General features: G+C 71.7%; 18 protein-coding genes. 4 read left to right on the top strand and 14 right to left on the bottom strand.

What is annotated here, in order from left to right; genetic code table 11:
* Positions 1–70: 70 nt before the first annotated feature.
* Positions 71–1549, bottom strand: a complete 1479-nt coding sequence (locus AMA02S_RS31370; protein WP_067465448.1) for an MFS transporter — start codon at positions 1547–1549, stop codon at positions 71–73.
* A 110-nt stretch (positions 1550–1659) separates the two neighbouring features.
* On the opposite strand from AMA02S_RS31370, the gene AMA02S_RS31375 reads away from it, so the two are divergent.
* Entirely contained in the window at positions 1660–2640 is a 981-nt protein-coding gene (locus AMA02S_RS31375) for an Lrp/AsnC family transcriptional regulator (RefSeq protein WP_067465451.1), read from the top strand.
* 67 nt (positions 2641–2707) lie between these two features.
* On the opposite strand, the gene AMA02S_RS31380 is transcribed toward AMA02S_RS31375, so the two are convergent.
* The 5 genes from AMA02S_RS31380 to gap form a co-directional block, all read right to left on the bottom strand.
* Positions 2708–3082: an RNA polymerase-binding protein RbpA gene (locus AMA02S_RS31380; RefSeq protein ID WP_067465454.1), complete on the bottom strand. Its 375-nt coding sequence runs from the start codon at positions 3080–3082 to the stop codon at positions 2708–2710.
* An 80-nt stretch (positions 3083–3162) separates the two neighbouring features.
* The gene (secG, locus tag AMA02S_RS31385) at positions 3163–3405 is read right to left on the bottom strand and encodes a preprotein translocase subunit SecG (protein WP_067465457.1); all 243 of its coding nucleotides are present in this window, start codon (positions 3403–3405) and stop codon (positions 3163–3165) included.
* A gap of 169 nt (positions 3406–3574) precedes the next feature.
* A complete protein-coding gene (gene tpiA / locus AMA02S_RS31390; RefSeq protein WP_067465460.1) occupies positions 3575–4369 on the bottom strand; it encodes a triose-phosphate isomerase in 795 nt (264 codons plus the stop codon).
* A 3-nt stretch (positions 4370–4372) separates the two neighbouring features.
* Entirely contained in the window at positions 4373–5560 is a 1188-nt protein-coding gene (locus AMA02S_RS31395) for a phosphoglycerate kinase (protein ID WP_067465464.1), read from the bottom strand.
* A 74-nt stretch (positions 5561–5634) separates the two neighbouring features.
* On the bottom strand, positions 5635–6639 hold the full coding sequence (gene gap, locus AMA02S_RS31400; protein WP_067465467.1) for a type I glyceraldehyde-3-phosphate dehydrogenase: 1005 nt from the start codon (positions 6637–6639) through the stop codon (positions 5635–5637).
* 305 nt (positions 6640–6944) lie between these two features.
* Here gap and AMA02S_RS31405 point away from each other — a divergent pair, with 305 nt between their 5' ends.
* A complete protein-coding gene (locus AMA02S_RS31405; RefSeq protein ID WP_067465470.1) occupies positions 6945–8783 on the top strand; it encodes a heparinase II/III domain-containing protein in 1839 nt (612 codons plus the stop codon).
* Positions 8784–8869: 86 nt separating this feature from the next.
* On the opposite strand, the gene whiA is transcribed toward AMA02S_RS31405, so the two are convergent.
* Genes whiA through uvrC form a run of 4 tightly spaced genes read right to left on the bottom strand, consistent with a single transcriptional unit; the run spans position 8870 to position 13894 of the window.
* Entirely contained in the window at positions 8870–9850 is a 981-nt protein-coding gene (whiA, locus tag AMA02S_RS31410; protein WP_021595674.1) for a DNA-binding protein WhiA, read from the bottom strand.
* A gap of 60 nt (positions 9851–9910) precedes the next feature.
* Positions 9911–10888, bottom strand: a complete 978-nt coding sequence (locus AMA02S_RS31415) for a gluconeogenesis factor YvcK family protein (RefSeq protein WP_067465473.1) — start codon at positions 10886–10888, stop codon at positions 9911–9913.
* A gap of 52 nt (positions 10889–10940) precedes the next feature.
* Positions 10941–11819, bottom strand: coding sequence for an RNase adapter RapZ (gene rapZ / locus AMA02S_RS31420; RefSeq protein WP_067465476.1), 879 nt, complete (start codon positions 11817–11819; stop codon positions 10941–10943).
* Positions 11816–13894, bottom strand: a complete 2079-nt coding sequence (gene uvrC, locus AMA02S_RS31425; RefSeq protein ID WP_067465479.1) for an excinuclease ABC subunit UvrC — start codon at positions 13892–13894, stop codon at positions 11816–11818. The genes rapZ and uvrC overlap by 4 nt, the downstream gene beginning before the upstream one ends.
* A gap of 155 nt (positions 13895–14049) precedes the next feature.
* Here uvrC and AMA02S_RS31430 point away from each other — a divergent pair, with 155 nt between their 5' ends.
* Complete coding sequence (locus AMA02S_RS31430) at positions 14050–15231, top strand: mechanosensitive ion channel family protein (protein WP_067465482.1); 1182 nt, start codon at positions 14050–14052, stop codon at positions 15229–15231.
* Here AMA02S_RS31430 and AMA02S_RS31435 read toward each other — a convergent pair.
* The 4 genes from AMA02S_RS31435 to AMA02S_RS42250 all read right to left on the bottom strand — a co-directional run bounded on the left by AMA02S_RS31435 (position 15218) and on the right by AMA02S_RS42250 (position 19616).
* The gene (locus tag AMA02S_RS31435; protein ID WP_084265778.1) at positions 15218–15811 is read right to left on the bottom strand and encodes a Rieske (2Fe-2S) protein; all 594 of its coding nucleotides are present in this window, start codon (positions 15809–15811) and stop codon (positions 15218–15220) included. The genes AMA02S_RS31430 and AMA02S_RS31435 overlap by 14 nt on opposite strands.
* A 100-nt stretch (positions 15812–15911) precedes the next feature.
* A complete protein-coding gene (locus tag AMA02S_RS31440; protein ID WP_067465485.1) occupies positions 15912–16331 on the bottom strand; it encodes a Rieske (2Fe-2S) protein in 420 nt (139 codons plus the stop codon).
* Positions 16332–16389: 58 nt separating this feature from the next.
* Positions 16390–19227, bottom strand: coding sequence for an excinuclease ABC subunit UvrA (uvrA, locus tag AMA02S_RS31445; protein WP_067465487.1), 2838 nt, complete (start codon positions 19225–19227; stop codon positions 16390–16392).
* A gap of 185 nt (positions 19228–19412) precedes the next feature.
* The gene (locus AMA02S_RS42250; RefSeq protein WP_157430920.1) at positions 19413–19616 is read right to left on the bottom strand and encodes an SbtR family transcriptional regulator; all 204 of its coding nucleotides are present in this window, start codon (positions 19614–19616) and stop codon (positions 19413–19415) included.
* A gap of 107 nt (positions 19617–19723) precedes the next feature.
* Here AMA02S_RS42250 and AMA02S_RS31450 point away from each other — a divergent pair, with 107 nt between their 5' ends.
* Entirely contained in the window at positions 19724–20500 is a 777-nt protein-coding gene (locus AMA02S_RS31450) for a maleylpyruvate isomerase family mycothiol-dependent enzyme (RefSeq protein WP_218005171.1), read from the top strand.
* The last annotated feature ends 17 nt before the right edge of the window (positions 20501–20517 follow it).

The raw sequence follows: 20517 nt of genomic DNA on the forward strand, positions 1-20517 counted from the left end.
CCCTCCCATCGTCGGCGGGTGCCGAACTCCCGCACGCGGAAACGCGCTCTGACACCCCGTCCACCGAAGATTATTCGACCGGCGCGGCCACCGGCGTCGCCGGCACGGGCGCGGACGCGGGACGGCGGATCAGGACGAGCGCGGCCACACCCGCGGCCAACGCGACCACCCCCGCCGTCGCGCACGCGGCGTTCAGCCCGGACGCGAAGGCCGCGTGCGCGGCGGCCTGCGGGACGCCGCTCGCCCGGCCGCCGGTGAGAGCGTGCGCGGCCGCGTCCCCGTCGGGAACCCGGTGTTCGAGGGAACGTTCCATCGTAGTGCGGAAGACGCTCCCGAGCACCGCGACGCCAAGCGCGTAGCCGAGCTGCCGGACGGTCCCGACCGCGCCCGCCGCCATCCCGCCGCGTTCGGGCGGCACCGAGGCCATCGCCGCCGCCGTCACGGTCGGCATGGCCAGTCCGACGCCCACACCGGTGACGGCCAGCCCGGGGACCAGCGCCGTCCAACCCGAGCCGGCCGCCAGCACCGCCTGGCCCAACGTCCCGAACCCGATGAGCAGCATCCCGGCACCGACCGTCCAGCGGGGCGAGACTCCGTTCAGGAACCGCCCGGCCAGCGCGGAGACCGCGAAGGACAGGCCGCTGATCGGCAGCAGCACCAGACCGGCCGCGACCGCGTCCTGGCCCTGGACCGTCTGCAGCCACAGCGAGGTATAGGGCAGGTAGGAGAACGCCGCGCCGGACAGCACCAGCGAGGCGATCATGATCCCGGTGAAGGAAGGGCCGCGGAACAACCGCAGGTCCAGCAGCGGGTGCGGGTTCCCGGCCTCGACCGCGGCGAACACCGCCAGCGCGAGCAGCCCCGCCGCGGCCGTGCCGATCACGGCGGGCGAGCGCCAGCCCGCCTCGCCCGCGCGGGTCAGCGCGTAGGTGAGGGTCGCGGCGGCCGCGGCGAAGGAGACCACGCCCGGCACATCGATCCGCCGGGCCGCCGGGTCGCGGGACTCCGCCAGCACGCGAAGCGCCAGCACCACCGCCGCCGCCCCGGCCGGCAGATTCACCAGGAAGATCCATCGCCAGCCGAGGTGCGCGGTCAGCAGCCCGCCGATGACCGGCCCGGCCCCGGCCGCGGCGCCGCTGACCGCGCCCCACACACCGAACGCCACGCCCCGGTCGCGGCCCTGGTAGGAGGCGTTCACCAGCGCCACGGTCGTGGCGAACATCGCCGCCGCGCCGGCGCCCTGCACGGCCCGCGCGGCGATCAGCGCCGGGGAGGCCGGCGCGACCCCGCAGGCCAGCGACGCCAGCGTGAACACCGCCAGCCCCGCCACGTACACCCGGCGGCGCCCGACCAGGTCGGCGAGCCCGCCCGCCGCCAGCAGCGCGGCGGCCAGCACCAGCGCGTAGACGTCCATCACCCATTGCAGCGCGCCGTAGGACGTGCCGAGGCCCACCGCCATCTCGGGCAGCGCCACGGTCACGATGTTGACGTCGACCAGCAGCATGAACGTTCCCGCGCACACGGCCGTCAGCGGCCCCCACCTGCCCATCGCGGATCCCTTCGTCGTCGTTCTCGGATCCGACAACACTCACCGCGAGAACGCCCAGAATCCACTCAACGGCTCCGAACTCCATGATTTTCGACATGACGTAGCCTCAGATGGTGATTTCCGCTCAAGCCGATCAACTGGACCGCCGGCTGATCGAGGCCCTCCAGCTCGACGGCCGCGCGCCGTTCAACCGGATCGCGGACGTCCTCGGCGTCTCCGACCAGACCGTGGCGCGCCGCTACCGGCGGCTCCGCTCGGCCGGCCTGCTCCGGGTCGTCGGCGTACCCGGCGCCGACCACGGCCGCTGGATCGTCCGGCTCCAGTGCGCACCGAGCGCCGTCCAGGGGGTCGCCGCCACACTGGCGCGCCGGCCAGACACGATCTGGGTGCAGCTCGTGTCCGGCGGCACCGAGATCCTCTGCATCGTCCGGCCCGTCACCGCCGACGACAGCGAGCAGATCCTGCTGGACGCGCTGCCGCGCACCGACCGGGTCATCGCGGTGGCCGCGCACCGTGTCCTGCACACCTTCTACGGCTCACCGCGCCGGGTGCGCTTCCTCGGGGCGCTCACCCCGGACGAGGCGCGGCGGCTGCGGCCCGCCGTCGAGCCGGCGGAGGAGACCGCCGCGACCGAGCCGCCCGATCCCGGCGACCGGGCCCTGCTGGAGGTGCTGGCCCGGGACGGCCGGGCCGGGCACGCCGAGTTGGCCGCGGCGACGGGCTGGTCGCCGTCCACGATCGGCCGCCGTATCGATCACCTGCGGGCCACCGGCGCGCTGCGGTACTACGCCGAGTTCGACCTGCGCTACGTCGGCTTCCGAGCCGCCGCCCGGCTGTGGATCACAGTGCCGCCCGCCGGGCTGGAGGTCACCGGACGGGCTCTCGCCGCCCACTCCGAGGCGGTGTTCGTCGCCGCGACGACCGGCCCCGCCAACCTCAATGTCGCCATCGTCTGCCGCGACTCCCGGGAGATCTACCGCTACCTCACCGAGCGGGTGGCGGCCCTGCCCGACGTCGGGCATGTGGAGACCACGCCCATCGCGCGGAACGTCAAGGGCGTCGGCAGCGTCCTGCCCGGCCATGTGAAGTGAGGACGGCGCGTGACATGACAAGCGCATGGCCCCCGGCGGGGGCCATGCGCGTGGAGTACGGGACCGGTCAGCTGCGGCCCGCGGCCTCCAGTGCTCTCTTGACGGCGGCGCGCTTCTGGCGGAGCTTGGCGAGCGCCTCTTCGAGGATGGCCTCGCCGTCCTCGTCGCTGCGGCGCTCCTTCACATAGGCCAGGTGCGTCTTGTACGGCTCGGTCTTCGGCGGAGCCGGCGGGTGCTCCGAGTCCTGACCCGCGGGGAACCCGCAGCGTGGGCAGTCCCACGTCTCGGGGACCGCGACGTCGGTCGCGAAGCTGGGGCGGGTCTCGTGCCTGTTGGCGCAGTAGAAGGTCACCCACACGCGGGGGGCGGCGTCGCCGCGCTCCGCCTCTCCCATCGGACCGGCCCCGACGCGGCTGCCCCGAATCGCGTTGCCACTACCCACGGACTACTCCTCGCTCAGTTTGCCCTTGCCACCCGTGACCTCGAGGGCGGCGCGGCGCTCGTACGTATGGAACAGAAGGCTCAGCCGACGCCCTTGTGCTTGAACAGCAACCCGAGGACGACGATCGAGGCGAACCAGATGACGCCGACGCCAACGGTCAGCCGGTCAAGATTGCGCTCCACAACCGACGATCCGCCCAGCGACGACGAGATGCCGCCCCCGAACATGTCGGAAAGGCCGCCGCCCTTGCCCTTGTGCATCAAGACGAAGACCACCATCAGCAGGCTGGTGACGATGAGCACGATAGAGGTTGCGATGATCACAGTTCTTCAGCGCCTTCTCTGGCCAGACCCGCGGGGAGCGGGGCTTGTCTGTCGTTCAAGGACGGAGGGTCGAGCCGGACGGGTTTACCCGTCCGCTACGAAGGGTACGTCGAAGTCTCCCCTGGTACGGCAAGAACTCCCATGTCACACAGAATTGATCAGTTTGTGATCAGACGGGGAGATCCCGGTACCGGCAGATCTTGACGAACTCTCCCGGGTCGAGGCTGGCACCACCGACCAAGGCACCGTCCACATCGGACTGCGCCATGATCCCGGCGATGTTGTTCCCCTTGACCGAGCCGCCGTACAGGATACGCGTCTGGTCGGCCACTCCGCCGTCGTAGAGCTCGGCGATTCGCGTCCGGATGGCGCCACACACCTCTTGCGCGTCCTTCGGCGTGGCGACCTCCCCGGTGCCGATCGCCCAGACCGGCTCGTAGGCGATCACGGTGCGGCGGACCTGCTCGGCGGTGAGCTTGTCGAGCCCGCCGTCGAGCTGCGCGAGGACGTGCGGGACCTGCTCGCCGGCCTTGCGGACGTCGAGACCCTCCCCCACGCACAGGATCGGGGTGATGTCGGCGGCGAGCGCGGCCTTGGCCTTGGCGTTGACGACCGCGTCGTCCTCGGCGTGGTACTGGCGGCGCTCGGAGTGCCCGACGACGACGTAGGAGCAGCCCAGCTTGGCCAGCATCGACGCGGCGATCTCGCCGGTGTAGGCGCCGGAGGCGTGCTGCGAGACGTCCTGCGCCCCGTACTGGATCGCGTAGCGGTCGGCCTCGATCACCGTCTGCGCCGAGCGCAGCGCGGTGAACGGTGGCAGCACGACCACGTCGACGGCCTCGTAGTCGGCCTCCTTGAGCGCGAACGCCATCTTCTGGACGAGCAGGATCGCGTCCAGGTGGTTCTTGTTCATCTTCCAGTTGCCGGCCATGAGCGGCTTGCGGGAAGGGGTGACGGGGGCCATCGGTCAGTCCTCCAGGGCCTGCAGGCCGGGGAGCGTCCTGCCTTCGAGGTATTCGAGGCTGGCGCCGCCCCCCGTCGAGATGTGGGAGAAGGAGCTCTCGTCGAAACCGAGCCGCCGGACGGCCGCGGCGGAGTCGCCGCCGCCGACGACGGTGAACGCACCCGAGTCGATGAGGCCCTGGGCGACGGCGCGGGTGCCGTTCGCGTAGGGCTCCATCTCGAACACGCCCATGGGGCCGTTCCAGAACACCGTCCGGGCGTCGGCGAGGCGTGCGGCGAACAGCTTGCCGGACTCGGGGCCGATGTCCAGCCCGAGCCGGTCGGCGGGGATCGCGTCGGCCGGGACGGACCCGTGCTCGGCGTCGGCGGCGAACGCGGTCGCGGCGACGATGTCGACGGGGAGGACGAACTCCACGCCGGTCTCCTCCGCGCGCCGCAGGTACTCGCGGACGGTGCCGAGTTGGTCCTCTTCGAGCAGGCTCTGGCCGACCTCGTGGCCCTGGGCCTTGAGGAAGGTGAAGACCATGCCCCCGCCGACGAGGATGCGGTCGGCCTTGCCGAGCAGGCTGTCGATGACGCCGAGCTTGTCGGACACCTTCGACCCGCCGAGGACGACGGCGTAGGGCCGCTCGACGTCCTCGGTGAGCCTGCGCAGCACCGCGACCTCGGCGGCGATCAGCCCGCCGGCGGCGTGCGGGAGCAGCGCCGGGACGTCGTAGACGCTGGCGTGCTTGCGATGCACCGCGCCGAACCCGTCCCCGACGTAGCGGTCGGCGAGGGTGGCGAGGCGGGCGGCGAACGCGCCGCGCTCGGCGTCGTCCTTGCTGGTCTCGCCCGGCTCGAAGCGCAGGTTCTCCAGCAGCGCGACGTCGCCGTCGGCGAGGCCGTCCACGGTGGCGCGGGCCGAGTCGCCGGCGACGTCGTCGGCGAGCGCGACGTCGGCGCCCAGCAGGGAACCGAGCCGCTCGGCGACGGGGGCCAGCGAGAGCTCGGGTCTGACCTGACCCTTGGGCCGGCCGAGGTGCGCGCAGACGACGACCTTGGCGCCCCTCGTCCGCAGCGCCTCGATGGTCGGGAGGCCGGCCCTGATCCGCCCGTCGTCGGTGATCTGCCCGTCCTCCAGCGGGACGTTCAGGTCCGACCGGACGAGCACCCGCTTACCGGCGACGTCCAGATCGTCAATGGTGCGCATCGGGATGCGTTGTCCTTCCGGATACGGCCGCGCCGCGGCCCGCCCCGGGGGGTGGCCACGGCGCGGTCAGCGGGTCAGAGCTGCGAGCCGACGAGCTTGACGAGGTCGACGAGCCGGTTGGAGTAGCCCCACTCGTTGTCGTACCAGCCGACGACCTTCACCTGGTCGCCGATGACCCTGGTCAGCCCGGAGTCGTAGATGCAGGACGCCGGGTCGGTGACGATGTCGCTGGAGACGATCGGGTCTTCGGTGTAGGTCAGGTAGCCCTTGAGCGGCCCCTCGGCGGCGGCCTTGAACGCGGCGTTGACCTCGTCCACCGTCACCTCGCGGGACAGGGTCGCGGTGAGGTCGGTCGCCGAGCCGGTCGGCACGGGGACGCGCATCGCGAAGCCGTCCAGCTTGCCGTTCAGCTCGGGCAGCACCAGGCCGATGGCGACGGCGGCGCCGCTGGAGGCCGGCACGACGTTGATCGCGGCGGCGCGGGCGCGGCGCAGGTCCTTGTGCGGGGCGTCCTGGAGGTTCTGGTCCTGGGTGTAGGCATGGATCGTCGTCATCAGGCCCTTCTCGATGACGAAGCTGTCGTGCAGCACCTTGGCCAGCGGCGCCAGGCAGTTGGTGGTGCAGGACGCGTTGGAGATCACCGTGTGCGCGGCCGGGTCGTACCGGTCCTCGTTGACGCCGAGGACGACGGTGAGGTCCTCGTTCTTGGCCGGCGCGGAGATGATCACCTTCTTGGCGCCGTTGTCGGCGTGCACCTTGGCCTTCTTGGCGTCGGTGAAGAAGCCGGTGGACTCCACGACGATGTCGGCGCCGACATCGCCCCACTTGAGGTTGGCGGGGTCGCGCTCCTCGAACGCCTTGATCGCCTTGCCGCCGACGACGATCTCGTCCGCGGTGGCGCGCACCTCCTCGGGGAAGCGGCCGAGGATGCTGTCGTACTTGAGCAACTGAGCGAGGGTGGCGTTGTCGGTCAGGTCGTTGACCGCCACGATCTCGATGTCGGCCCCGCTCGCCTTCACGGCGCGGTAGAAGTTACGGCCGATCCGGCCGAACCCGTTGATGCCTACTCGGATGGTCACGGAACGGCTCTCCTCATACGTCGTTTTACCCGGTGTGACCGGGCCGTCCTCTTAGCTCGAACCGGGGTCTCCCCCTGCGCTCGACCCTATCCAATGACCCGCGGGTAGCCCGACACCGGCTGCGTGGGGAGTTGCGGGGGCGAATCCCCTCTTCGCCTGCGCGCGCACACCGCGTACGTTCCGTACCGTCGCCGAGCGTTCACCCACCTGTCACCGTGGCGGGTCAACCGGAGGGCCCCAGGATGTGTCTTTGACGTGTGTACATACGATCTTCGGTAGGGATCCGCCGCGCTGGAAGCGCCGTCGTGGCGTTGTCGCTGGCCGCGGGTTGCGCGGAGCCTGCCGGGCAAGCCAAGCCCTCGCCCGCGACCGCCGTGCCGGGCACCCCGGTGGGAACGGCGGACAAGGCGAAATGCCTCGGCTTCAACGGTCTGGACACGCTGAACCCGGTGGCGCAGGTCCGCGCGGGGCTGTTCCGGACGCCCGGCACGGCGCCCGTGCGCATCGCCACCGGAACGGACGTGGACTGGGGCCTGGATCCCTACAACGACCGGACCTGGCAGCTGTGGCTCCACTCCCTCGAATGGCTCGGCGGCGCGATCAAGGAGTACACGCGGACACGGGACCGCGGCGCCCTGGACACGGCCGCCGCCCTCGCGCGGGACTGGATCGCCGACAACGACCTCCCCCAGCGGTTCGGCGCGGACCGGCGCGATGCCATCGCCGAGGGCACCAAGTTCCGCCTGGCCACGCTCGTCTGCCTGCGCAAGTACCAGGGCGGGCGCTGGCTGGACGAGGCCATCGCCCGGCACGCCGAGTGGCTCGCCCGCCCCGAGCACTACTCCGGCCCCTGGAACCACGGCACCGACGAGTCGATGATCCTCATGACGGCCGGCTGCGGGATCGGCCGCGCCGACCTCGCCGACCTCGGGTACCGCCGGCTGCTCGACGCGGTGCTCGCCCCGCCCGGCGGCGCGTCGCCCGCCATCGACGCCGAGGGCGCCAACAACGAGCAGTCGACGCACTACGCCGTCTACAACCGGAGCCGGTGGCGGCTGGCGTTCCGGGTGATACGCGCGTGCGGGCGGCCGGTCCCGGCAGAGCTGACCCGGCGGCACGCTCTGCTGGACGAGTTCATCGCGTTCCAGACCACGCCCGCCGGGGACCTGCTCCAGCTCGGCGAGTCGTACGCGGCGACGGTGTCCCGGGTGGGGTCACCCGGCAGAGGCCCGATCCGGTACGTGGCCACGAAGGGCGTCCAGGGCTCCCGGCCCGCGCACCGTGCGCGCGTCTACCAGGCCGGCTACGTGATGGGCCGCTCCGGGTGGGGCGGGAGGGACCGCGCGTTCACCGACGAGATGTCTTACACGGCGCGCTTCGGGCCGGGCCGGTACGCCCACGGGCAGAACGACCACATGGCCCTCACCTTCCACACTCTCGGCCGTGACATCCTCGTCCCGAGCGGTCACATCGGCTACAGCGACCCGGCCTGGAACACGTGGCTGCGCTCCCCCGAGGCGCACAACACCCTCGTCGTGCGGGGCATACCGTTCCGGGAGGGCGTGGCGACGGCCCTGACCGCGCACCGGTTCCAGCGCGGCGCCGACACGTTCCGGTTCTCCGACACCGCCTTCACCGGGACGGTCAGGTCCCGCTCGGTGCTCGCCGCCGCCGACCCCGACGCGCTCGTCGTGCTGGACGAGGCCCGCTCCACCGCTCCCCGCCGCGTGGAACAGCTCTGGCACCTGCCCGCCGCGTTCACCGCCGTCCCGGACGGGAGCGGCGCCGTCGCCACCGCGGGCCACGCCGGCGCCGGCGACCGCGTCAGCGTCTGTTTCCTGCGGATCCCGCTGCCCGGGACGGTGCCGCTGCCGGCGACGGTCGTCCGGGGCAGCCTCGACCCGCCGCAGGGGTGGGTCGTCCCGTCCGCACGCAAGACGATCCCCGCGCCGGTGGTGTCGCTTCCGGCGCAGGGATCCCAGGTGCGGATGCTGACGCTGATCGTGCCGGTCCGCGGCGAGGCGCGGCCGAGCGTGCGGGTGCGGCCGCTCCCGGATGGCGGGGTGCGGGTGGAGGCGGCGTTAGGCGGCGGCCGCCTCATCTTCGAGGCCGCACCGGACGGGGCACTCCGCCGCATCCCCTGACCACGGCCCCTGACCACGGCCCCTGACCACGGCCCCTGACCACGGCGTGCCGGTCATCGGCGATCGCCAATGACCGGCACCGCGGGTCAGGGGGCCAGCATGTCGGCGGTCAGGTTCGCCTCGGTGCCGGGAATGCCCTGGTCACCGGCCCGCTTGTCGGCCATGGCGAGCAGCCGCCTGATCCGTCCGGCGATGGCGTCCTTGGTCAGCGGCGGGTCGGCGAGCTGGCCGAGCTCCTCCAGCGACGCCTGCTTGTGCTCCAGCCGCAGCCGGCCCGCGTTCACCAGGTGCTCGGGCGCGTCGTCGCCGAGGATCTCCAGTGCGCGGGCGACCCGCGCGCCCGCCGCGACCGCCGCGCGCGCCGAGCGGCGCAGGTTCGCGTCGTCGAAGTTGGCGAGCCGGTTCGCGGTCGCCCGCACCTCGCGGCGCATCCGCCGCTCCTCCCAGGCCAGCACGCTGTCGTGCGCGCCGAGCCGGGTGAGCAGCGCGCTGATCGCGTCGCCGTCGCGGACCACGACCCGGTCGACGCCGCGAACCTCGCGCGCCTTGGCGTGGATCTTCAGCCGGCGGGCCGCGCCGACCAGCGCGAGCGCCGCCTCCGGGCCGGGGCACGTCACCTCCAGCGACATCGACCGGCCCGGCTCGGTGAGCGATCCGTGCGCGAGGAACGCTCCGCGCCAGGCCGACTCGGCGTCGCAGGCCGCCCCCGCGACCACGTGCCGGGGCAGCCCGCGGACGGGACGGCCGTTGTTGTCGATGAGCCCGGTCTGCCGCGCGAGGGACTCACCGTCGCGGAACACGCGGACGACGTAGCGGTTGCCCTTGCGCAGCCCGCTCGGCGCGAGCACCACCACCTCCGAGGTGTGCCCGAACACCTCCGCGATGTCCTTGATGAGGCGCCGTGCCGCCACCCCGGTGTCGATCTCGGCCTCGATCACGATGCGCCCGCTGACCAGGTGCAGACCCCCCGCGAAGCGCAGCAGCGTCGAGACCTCGGCCTTGCGGCAGCAGGGCTTCAGCACCGTGAGCCTGCTCAGCTCGTCTTTGACCACACCGGTCATCGCCATAGATGAACCCTCCCCCTATCGGACTTCCAGCAGTCTCGCCGATGACGGCCCGGCCGGACGTCACTCACTGAATATCTGTACGAAGGCTTGGGCCAGTAGGGCGGGATCATGACGTGGCGAGCCGTCGTCGGCGGCGACACCGGCGAGGACGAGCCGCCCACCGAGTTCCTGGACGGCCTTGTCGAGGGCGTCCGGGTCGTCCACCACGCCGGAGTCGGCGATGACCACGTCCACGCTCAGGTCGGGCGCGTGTGCCTGCAGCACCTCCAGATGCGTCTGCGGGGAGAAGTCGTCGGTCTCGCCGGGCTGCGGCGCGAGGTTCAGCGCGACGACGCGGCGGGCGCGGGCCGAGGTGAGGGCGCGGGCGAGCGCCGGGACCTTCAGATGCGGCAGAACGCTGGTGAACCACGACCCGGGGCCGAACACGATCCAGTCGGCGTCCTCGACGGCGGCGAGCGTCTCCGGGCACGCGGGCGGGTCGGCGGGGACGAGCGACACCCCGAGCACGCTCCCGGGCGTCTTCGCGCAGGCCACCTGCCCCTTGACGTGACTGATCTCGTCCGGGCGGGCGGGGTCGGCGCCGCGCACCTCGGCGACGATGTCCATCGGGACGGCCGCCATCGGCAGCACCCGGCCGTGCGCGCCGAGCAGCCGGCCCACCCAGTCCAGGCCGGCGACGGTCGAACCGGACGGCACCCCACCGGGCTCACCACCGCCGAGCAGTTCCCACAGCGCGACGATCAGCAGGTTGCCGACGGCGTGGTCCCGCAGGTCGCCCTCGCTGCGGAACCGGTGCTGTACCACGTCCCGCCAGGTCTGCCCCCACTCGTCGTCCCCGCACAGCGCGGCCAGCGCCATCCGCAGGTCACCGGGCGGCAGCACGCCGAGTTCGCGGCGCAGCCGGCCGCTGGAACCGCCGTCGTCGGCGACCGTGACGACCGCGGTCAGCCGGTCGGTGACGCGGCGCAGCGCCGACAGTGAGGCGTACAGGCCGTGGCCCCCGCCGAGCGCGACGACCTTCGGGCCGAGGGGCTTCACCGTGCCGCTTCTCTCCTTGTCCGGGACCCGGGCAGGGTCTCAGCCACGGGTCTCACTCACGGCCGAGGTCACGATGGGCGACCTGTACGTCGATGCCCTCGTCCCTCAGCCGGGCGGCGATCTGTTCCGCCATGGCCACACTACGGTGTTTGCCCCCGGTACAGCCCACGGCCAGCGTCACGTAGTGCTTGCCCTCGCGCTCGTAGCCGTCGGCCAGCAGCCGCAGCACCTCGGAGTAGGCGTCCAGGAACTCCTTGGCGCCGCGCTGGCCGAGCACATAGTCGCGGACGGCGCCGTCGCGGCCGGTCTTCGGGCGCAGCTCGGGCACCCAGTGCGGGTTCGGCAGGAACCGGCAGTCGACGACGAGGTCGGCGTCGACGGGCAGGCCGTACTTGTAGCCGAACGAGACCACCGTGGCGCGCAGGCTGGACTCTCCGGTGTCGTTGCCGAAGAACCCGATGATCTTGTTGCGCAGTTCGTGCACGTTCAGCCCGCTGGTGTCGATCACCAGGTCGGCCTCGGCGCGGACCTCCCGCACCAGTTCCCGCTCGCGGGCGATGCCGTCGACGAGGCGCCCGTCGTCCTGCAGCGGGTGCGGACGGCGGACGCTCTCGAACCGGCGCACCAGGTCGGCGTCGCTCGCCTCCAGGAACACCACGCGCGGGTGGACGCCGCGGGCCTCCAGCTCGGCGATCGAGGAGTGCAGGTCGTCGGTGAAGGCGCGGCTGCGCACGTCCACGACGACGGCGATGCGGGGCACCGCGTCCTTCACCCGGCCGCCGAGGTCGGCCATCGTGGCCAGCAGCCCCGGTGGGAGGTTGTCGACCACGAACCAGTCGAGGTCCTCCAGCGACTTGGCCGCCGTGCTCCGCCCCGCCCCCGACATGCCGGTGACGATCACGATGTCCGGGATCTTCGTCTCGCCGCTCATTCCCGTCTCCCCCTGTGCTCCCCGTCGCCCGTGCCTGCGGCGCCCGTGCCTGCGGCGCCCGTGTCCGTGGCACCGTCACCCGCCTGGGCCGTGCCGGGCGGGCCGTTCAGCGCGGCGACGATGCCCTCCGCGCTGCGCAGCCCGATTCCGGGGACCTCGGCGACCTGCTCGGGCGTCGCCTCCTTCAGTCGTTTCAGCGATCCGAAGTGTTTCAGTAGCGCCGCGCGCCGTGCCGGTCCCAGACCCGGAACGTTATCGAGTTCGCTCACCGTCATGGATTTGGAGCGCCGTTGCCGGTGGAAGGTGATGGCGAACCGGTGCGCCTCGTCACGGACCCGCTGGACGAGGAACATGCCCTCACTGTTGCGCGGCAGGATCACCGGATCGTCCTCGCCTGGCAGCCAGATCTCCTCCAGCCGCTTGGCGATGCCGCAGACCGCGATGTCCTCGACGCCCAGCTCCGTCAGAGCCTTCCGCGCCGCCGCCACCTGCGGCGGGCCACCGTCGACGATCACCAGGTTCGGCGGGTAGGCGAACTTGCGGGGCCTGCCGGTCTCGGGATCGATCGGTTGGTGCGCGCCGTCGCCGTCCACGCCGCCCTCCGCCCGCGGGGACGGCGTGCCGGCTCCGCCCGCGGGCTCGTCGGCGGGATCGGCGAACGCGTCCAGCTCGCCCAGCTTCTCGCTCTCGGCGAGGTAGCGCCGGAACCTGCGGGTGATCACCTCGTGGATGGAGCGGACGTCGTCCTGGCCCTCGACGGCCTTGATCGTGAACCGGCGGTACTCGCTCTTGCGGGCCAGCCCGTCCTCGAACACGACCATGGAGGCGACGACGTTCGTGCCCTGCAGGTTGGAGACGTCGTAGCACTCGATGCGCAGCGGCGCGTCGTCGAGCTCCAGCGCGTCCTGGATCTCCTGTAGCGCGCGGCTCCGGGTGGTCAGGTCACTGGCGCGGCGCGTCTTGTGCTGCTTGAGCGCTTCGTGCGCGTTACGCGCGACGGTCTCCAGCAGGGTCTTCTTGTCGCCGCGCTGCGGGACGCGCAGCCGGACCGGCCCGCCGCGCTGCTCGCCCAGCAGCTCGGTCATCGCCTCCGCCTCCGGCGGCAGCGCCGGGACCAGCACCTCGCGGGGCACCGAGTCGCTCTCGCTGTAGATCTGGATCAGGAAGTGCTCGACGAGGTCGGCGGTGGTGACGTCCTCGACCTTGTCGACGACCCAGCCGCGCTGGCCGCGGATCCGCCCGCCGCGCACGTAGAAGACCTGGACGGCCGCCTCCAGCTCGTCCTCGGCGAAGGCGATCATGTCGCAGTCGGTGGAGTCGGCGAGGACGACCGCCTGTTTCTCCAGGGCGCGCTCCAGCGCGCGGACGTCGTCGCGGAGCCGGGCGGCGCGCTCGTACTCCTGGGACGCCGCCGCCTCACGCATGTCGCGTTCGAGACGCTTGATGAAACGGGTGGTGTTGCCCGCCATGAAGTCGCAGAAGTCGTCGGCGAGCTGCCGGTGCTCGTCCGGCGAGACGCGACCGACGCACGGCGCCGAGCACTTGCCGATGTAGCCGAGCAGGCAGGGCCGGTCGAGCTGGTGCTGCCGCTTGAACACGCCGGCGCTGCACGTCCGGACGGGGAACACGCGCAACAGCTGGTCGACCGTCTCCCGGATCGCCCACGCGTGGGAGTACGGCCCGAAGTAGCGCACGCCCTTCTTCTTCGCGCCCCGCATCACCATCACCCTCGGGAATTCCTCATTGAGGGTGACGGCGAGATACGGATACGACTTGTCGTCGCGGTAACGGACGTTGAACCGCGGATCGAACTCCTTGATCCAGGAGTACTCCAGCTGGAGCGCCTCGACCTCGGTGCCGACGACCGTCCAGTCGACCCGCGCCGCGGTCTGCACCATCGTCTGCGTGCGCGGGTGCAGCGAGGAGTAGTCGGCGAAGTAGGAGTTGAGCCGCGAGCGCAGGCTCTTGGCCTTGCCCACGTAGATGACCCGGCCATGCTCGTCACGGAATCGGTACACCCCGGGCGACTCCGGAATGGAGCCCGGGGCGGGTCGGTAGGTCGCCGGATCTGCCACGGTAAAAGCCTAGTGGGCCCCACCGACACGCCGGACGCGCGCGGGCCGCCGGGGCGTCCGCCGGGTGACGGATGTCTCCCCCATGCACCCGGATGACCGCAAAGGGAACGGAAAGGGATGCCCGAACGGGAGTATCCGCACGCTCGGAGGAGGTAATGGGCAACATGTCCGCGTTGTGGGCATGGATCACTCTGGCGGCCGTCGTCGCCACGTCTGTGATCGTCGTGGAAGGGGGCCGGCGGCTGCTGGCGGGCCACCGGATGTCGTCGCGCTGGCCGGGCGCGGGACGAGTCGCCCGGCGCTGCACCGCGCCGGCTTTCGTGTTCGCGGTGGTGGTCAGCGCCAGCACGGCGATGCCGTACCGGCTGCTGCCGGAGGGCGCGGACGGCCCCGTCCGGCAGGCGGTGCGCATCGCCGCGATCGGCGCCACCACGTGGCTGGTGCTGAGGATCACCTATGCGCTGACCGACCCGCCGCTGGCGCGGCTCATGCGCATCGAGGGCGAGCGCAACCGGCGGGCGAGGCGGGCGCGCACCCAGATGATGCTGCTGCGCCGCATCGCGGCCATGGTGATCGTGGTGCTGGCGGTGGGCGCCGCGCTGTTCACCTTCCCGGGTGTGCGGGCGGTCGGCGCGGGCGTGCTGGCCTCCGCCGGGGTCGCGGGCCTGGTCGTCGGGATCGCGGCCCGCCCGACGCTCGGGAACCTGCTCGCCGGGCTGCAGCTGGCGTTCAGCGACGCGCTGCGGCTGGACGATGTCGTGGTCGTCCAGGGCCAGTGGGGGCGCGTCGAGGAGCTGACGCTGTCGTACGTGGTGGTGTGCCTGTGGGATGACCGGCGGCTCATCCTCCCGGTCTCCCACTTCACCGAGCAGCCGTTCGAGAACTGGACGCGGCACAGCAGCCGGGTCCTCGGTTCGGTCGACCTGCACGTGGACTGGACCGTCCCCATCGAGGAGCTGCGGACCGAGTTGTACGCGATGCTCCGGGACCATCCGCTGTGGGATCGCCGCGAATGGGTCCTGCAGGCGGTGGACGTCCTGCCGAACGGGCTGGTCCAGCTGCGCGCCATGATGAGCGCCGCCGACTCGGCCAGCGCCTGGGACCTGCGCTGCGACGTGCGCGAGCACCTGGTCGCCCACATCCGCTCCGCCCATCCCGAGGCGCTCCCCCGCTTCCGCACCGGCTCCGGCGGATCACTGGAGCAGACCCCGGACGGCCCCTCGGACGGCTCCTCGGACGAGAGCGAGGCCGGTGACGGGACCGGCGACCGGATCGGCGACGGGGCCGCCCCGCCGCGGGACGGCCCCGTGCGCGCGGAGCCCCTCAGGCGAGCATGATCTTGCCGCCCTGCACGGTGACCTTCCGCTCCTTCAGCGGTTCCTTCGCGGGAGGGTTCGCCACCGAGCCATCGGCGATCTTGAACTTGCTGCCATGGCAGGGGCAGTTGATCGTGCCGCCGGACACCGACCCGACAGGGCAGCCGCGGTGCGGGCAGGTCGTGGAGAACGCCGTGAACTCGCCCTGCGTCGGCTGGCACACCACGACCTTCTCGGCCTCGAAGATCTTGCCGCCGCCCACGGGGATGTCCGCGGACGAGGCGAGCGCCTTGCCGCCCGCGCCGGCGGCACCGCCGTCCGACCCGCCTTGAGAAGGGCTCTGGCCGGCGCTCCCGGTGTCGCCGCTCCCCGATCCACCGGACGAGTCGTCCGACCCGCCGCACGCCGCCGCAAGACCGGCGACGCCCGCGAGCCCGACGCCGATGAGGAGCCCCCGGCGGGTGTTGCCCGTGGCCGGTGACGGGACCGGCGCCGCGTCCGCCGCGTCGCCGGCCACCGGATCAGCCGCCGGCACCGCCTCCACCGCCGCCCCGTCCGCCGCCCGCTCCCTGTTCGCCTTCGTCTCGGAACCCTGTGCCATGCTCTCCGCCCTCCGGCGCGCTCTGGTCGCGATCTGTTACCGGAAAGCACGTACGCGCGACGACGAAGGTTCAATTCCGAACCAACTCGGTGATCATCCGTCAGATGACCACGATGCCGCCGCCCTCGGCCCGCACCGGGTACTCCTTGAGCGCGCTCTTGGCCGGGCCGCGCTGGACGGAGCCGTCCGCGATCGTGAATTCGCTGCCGTGGCAGGGGCACTTGATCAGCCCACCGGACACCGACCCGACCGTGCAGCCCTGGTGCGTGCAGACGGCGGTGAACGCCTTGTACGAGCCCTGGGTCGGCTGCGTCACGACGACCTTGGTGTCGGGGTAGATCTTCCCCCCGCCGACCGGGATGTCGGCGGCCTTCGCGATCTCCCTGCCCGACAGGTCCTTCGGCTTCTCGTCACCGCCACCGCAGCCGGCGAGCAGCATCGCCCCGGCGGCCCCGGCGCAGCACAGCGCCGTGCGGCGCCCGATCCCGGGGCCGGCCCCGGGGGTCACCTCATCAGTCATGCGCCCATGATCCAGGACGGCTCCGCGTGACCGCGCGGCGACCCGCCGTCCTGGCCGGTCAGCCGAGGATCTTGGTGAGGAACTGGCCGGTGTGGCTGGCCTCGACCTTCGCGATGTCCTCGGGCGTTCCGGTCGCGACGACGGTGCCGCCCCGGGAACCGCCCTCGGGGCCCATGTCGATGATCCAGTCGGCGGTCTTGATGACGTCCAGGTTGTGCTCGATGACGATCACGGTGTTGCCCTTGTCGACCAGGCCGTTCAGCACGCCGAGGAGCTTGCGGATGTCCTCGAAGTGCAGGCCGGTGGTCGGCTCGTCCAGCACGTAGATCGTCCGGCCGGTGGACCGCTTCTGCAGCTCCGAGGCCAGCTTGACGCGCTGCGCCTCGCCGCCCGACAGGGTCGGCGCGGGCTGGCCGAGACGGACGTAGCCGAGGCCGACGTCGTTGAGCGTCTTCAGATGCCGGTGGATCGCCTTGATCGGCTCGAAGAACTCCGTGGCCTGCTCGATCGGCATGTCGAGCACCTCGGAGATCGTCTTGCCCTTGTAGTGCACCTCCAGGGTCTCCCGGTTGTAGCGGGCGCCGTGGCAGACCTCGCACGGGACGTAGACGTCCGGCAGGAAGTTCATCTCGATCTTGATCGTGCCGTCGCCGGAGCAGTTCTCGCAGCGGCCGCCCTTGACGTTGAAGGAGAACCGGCCGGGCTGGTAGCCGCGCACCTTCGCCTCGGTGGTCTGCGCGAACAGCTTGCGGATGTGGTCGAACACGCCGGTGTAGGTGGCCGGGTTGGACCGAGGCGTCCGCCCGATCGGCGACTGGTCGACGTGCACGACCTTGTCGAGCTGGTCGACGCCGTTGACCCGCCGATGCTTGCCGGGGACGGTACGCGCCCCGTTCAGCTGTTTGGCCAGCGAGTTGTAGAGGATGTCGTTGACCAGGGTGGACTTACCCGATCCCGACACGCCCGTCACCGCGGTGAGGACGCCGAGCGGGAACGCCACGTCCACGTTGCGCAGGTTGTTCTGTTGGGCCCCCTTGACGGTGACCTCGCGCCCCTTCGCCCGGGGACGGCGGATCTGCGGGACGGCGATCTCGCGGCGTCCCGACAGGTAGGCGCCGGTGAGCGAGTCCTCCGACGTCAGCAGGTCGTCGACGGTGCCGGACACGACGATCTCGCCACCGTGCTCGCCGGCACGGGGGCCGATGTCCACGACCCAGTCGGCGGCGGCGATGGTGTCCTCGTCGTGCTCGACGACGATCAGGGTGTTGCCCATGTCGCGCAGCCGGAGCAGCGTCTCCAGCAGCCGGTGGTTGTCGCGCTGGTGCAGGCCGATGGACGGCTCGTCCAGGACGTACAGCACGCCCACGAGCCCGGACCCGATCTGGGTGGCCAGCCGGATCCGCTGGGCCTCACCGCCCGCGAGCGTCGCCGACGCCCGGTCGAGGGTGAGGTAGTCCAGCCCGACGTCCAGGAGGAACCCGAGCCTGGCGTTGATCTCCTTCAGCACCCGCTCGGCGATGTGCGTCTCGCGCTCGTTCAGCTCCATCGCCAGCAGGAACTTGGCGGCCTCGCCGATCGGCATCGCGGCGACCTCGGCGATGGACATCCCGCCCATGGTGACCGCGAGCACGACCGGCTTGAGCCGGGCCCCCTGGCAGGTCGGGCACGGGATCTCCCGCATGTAGCCCTCGAACTTCTCCCTGCTGGAGTCGCTCTCGGACTCGGCGTGCCGCCGCTGGATGTAGGGGATCACGCCCTCGTAGGCGGTGTAGTACGAGCGCGTCCGCCCGTACCGGTTCTTGTAGCGCACGTGGACCTGGGTCTCGTGCCCGTTGAGGACGGCCTTGCGCGCCTTGGCGGGCAGGTCGTCCCACGGCGTGTTGAGGTCGAAGCCCATGGCGTCGCCCAGAGCCGACAGCAGCCGCAGGAAGTAGTCGCTGACATGCCCGTTGGACCACGGCTGGATCGCACCCTCGCCCAGCGTCAGCTCCCCGTCCGGGACGACGAGCTCGGAGTCGACCTCCATGCGCGTCCCGAGGCCGGTGCAGTCGGGGCAGGCTCCGTACGGGGAGTTGAACGAGAAGGACCGGGGCTCCAGCTCCTCGAACGACAGGTCGTCGTACGGGCAGTACAGGTGCTCGGAGTACATCCGCGTCCGGTGCTCGTCGCCCTCGTCGAGGTCGACGAAGTCGAGCACGATGGTGCCGCCGGCGAGGCCGAGCGCGGTCTCCACCGAGTCCGCGAGCCGCTGCCGCGCGGTGTCCTTTACCGCGAGACGGTCGACGACCACGGAGATGTCGTGCTTCTCCTGCTTCTTCAGCTTGGGCGGTTCGTCAAGGCGGACCATCCGGCCGTCGACCAGCGCCCGCGAGTAGCCCTTGGACTGCAACTCGCGGAACAGCTCCAGGTACTCGCCCTTGCGACCGCGGATGACGGGCGCGAGCACCTGGAACCGCGTGCCCTCCTCCAGTTCCAGGACCCGGTCGACGATCTGCTGCGGCGCCTGCCTGCTGATCGGGCGGCCGCACTCGGGACAGTGCGGATGCCCGATCCGGGCGTACAGCAGCCGCAGGTAGTCGTAGACCTCGGTGATCGTCCCGACCGTCGACCGGGGGTTCTTGCTGGTCGACTTCTGGTCGATGGACACCGCGGGCGACAGCCCCTCGATGAAGTCGACGTCGGGCTTGTCCATCTGGCCGAGGAACTGCCGGGCGTAGGCCGACAGCGACTCGACGTACCGGCGCTGGCCCTCGGCGAAGATCGTGTCGAACGCCAGGCTCGACTTCCCGGACCCCGACAGACCGGTGAACACGATCATGGAGTCCCGCGGGAGGTCGAGCGAGACGTCCTTCAGGTTGTGCTCGCGTGCTCCACGCACGATGAGTCGGTCATGCACGGCGTACTTCCGGTTCCTCTTCTGGGCGCGGTGGTGGCGGCATCAAGGCTAGCCAGGGGCTCCGACAGAAGTGACTCCGACAGGATCCCCCGAGTCCATCAACAGCGGTGCCCGCCGCCGCATTTCGCGGCCCCCGGCGGCACCCTCGCACCGTACACGTGTTCGAACACCGCCCGCCACCACAACTAGGAGGTGGCGGGGCGAAGGGCGGTCAAGACCAGGGCCAGTGTCCGGCGCCGGAGGTCGTCGGACCAGCCGCCGGCCAGGGCGCCGTGACCGGTGGCGGTGACCAGGGCCATGACCTCGTCCAGGCGGACATCGGGACGGACGGCGATCCAGCACGCGCGGCGATGGCAGCGGCGTTGGGGTGAGCCACCCGTCGAGGGCACGGGGTCGGGAAGGCTGCCGAGCAGCGTCGCGGAGGTGGCAGGTCGCGCGGGCGGGCAGCTCCATGATCGTCGTTGTCCCCTGGCACCGGTGCGGTGGGTGCGACAGGATGGAGCCTCCTGCGGACGAGAGGGCCTCGATGGAGTGGCGGAACGTCATCGGCGAGCTGGATTCGGGCGTGGAGCGCATCGCGGCGACACTGTCCGCGTTGACCGAGGAGGACGTGCGCGCACCGTCCGCGCTACCGGGCTGGAGCCGCGGCCATGTCGCGACGCATATCGCCCGCAACGCCGATTCCCTGTGGAACCTGCTCGAATGGGCACGGACCGGCGTAGAGCTACCGCAGTACCCCAGCGTGGACGCGCGCAACGCGGCGCTGGAGGAGGGCGCCCGGCGGGGCCGCGACGAGATGATCGACGACCTGCGGGCCACCGCGGCGAGGTTCTCCGAGCAGGCACGGACACTGCCGAAGGACGTGTGGAACGCTCCGGTCCGGGCGATGCCCGGCTGGCCGCACCCGGCGTGGTTCAGCGTGATGCGGCGCTGGCACGAGGTGGAGGCCCACCACGTCGACCTCGCGGCGGGCTACGGGCCCGCAGACTGGCCCGAGTCCTACGTGCGCTGGGCGCTGACCAGCACGCTCGACGACCTGTCGGCGCTCCCGGAGAAGCACCGCGGGGGCCTCGCCGGGCACCGCCTCATTGCCACCGACTCCGGGGAGTCGGCGGAGCTCGGCTGGGCGCCCGGCGGCCCCGAGGCGTCCGGATCGGGCCGGGCGCTGCTGGGCTGGCTGAGCGGCCGCTCGTCCGGCGCCGGTGTGGCCCTACGCCCGGACGGCCCGCTCCCCGCACCGCCCCCGTGGCCCCACCATCCGGCCGGTTTCTGAACGAGCTCGTCCGAGGT

Origin of the sequence: Actinomadura macra NBRC 14102, assembly GCF_001552215.1 — a bacterium.
Lineage (GTDB): Bacteria > Actinomycetota > Actinomycetes > Streptosporangiales > Streptosporangiaceae > Spirillospora > Spirillospora macra.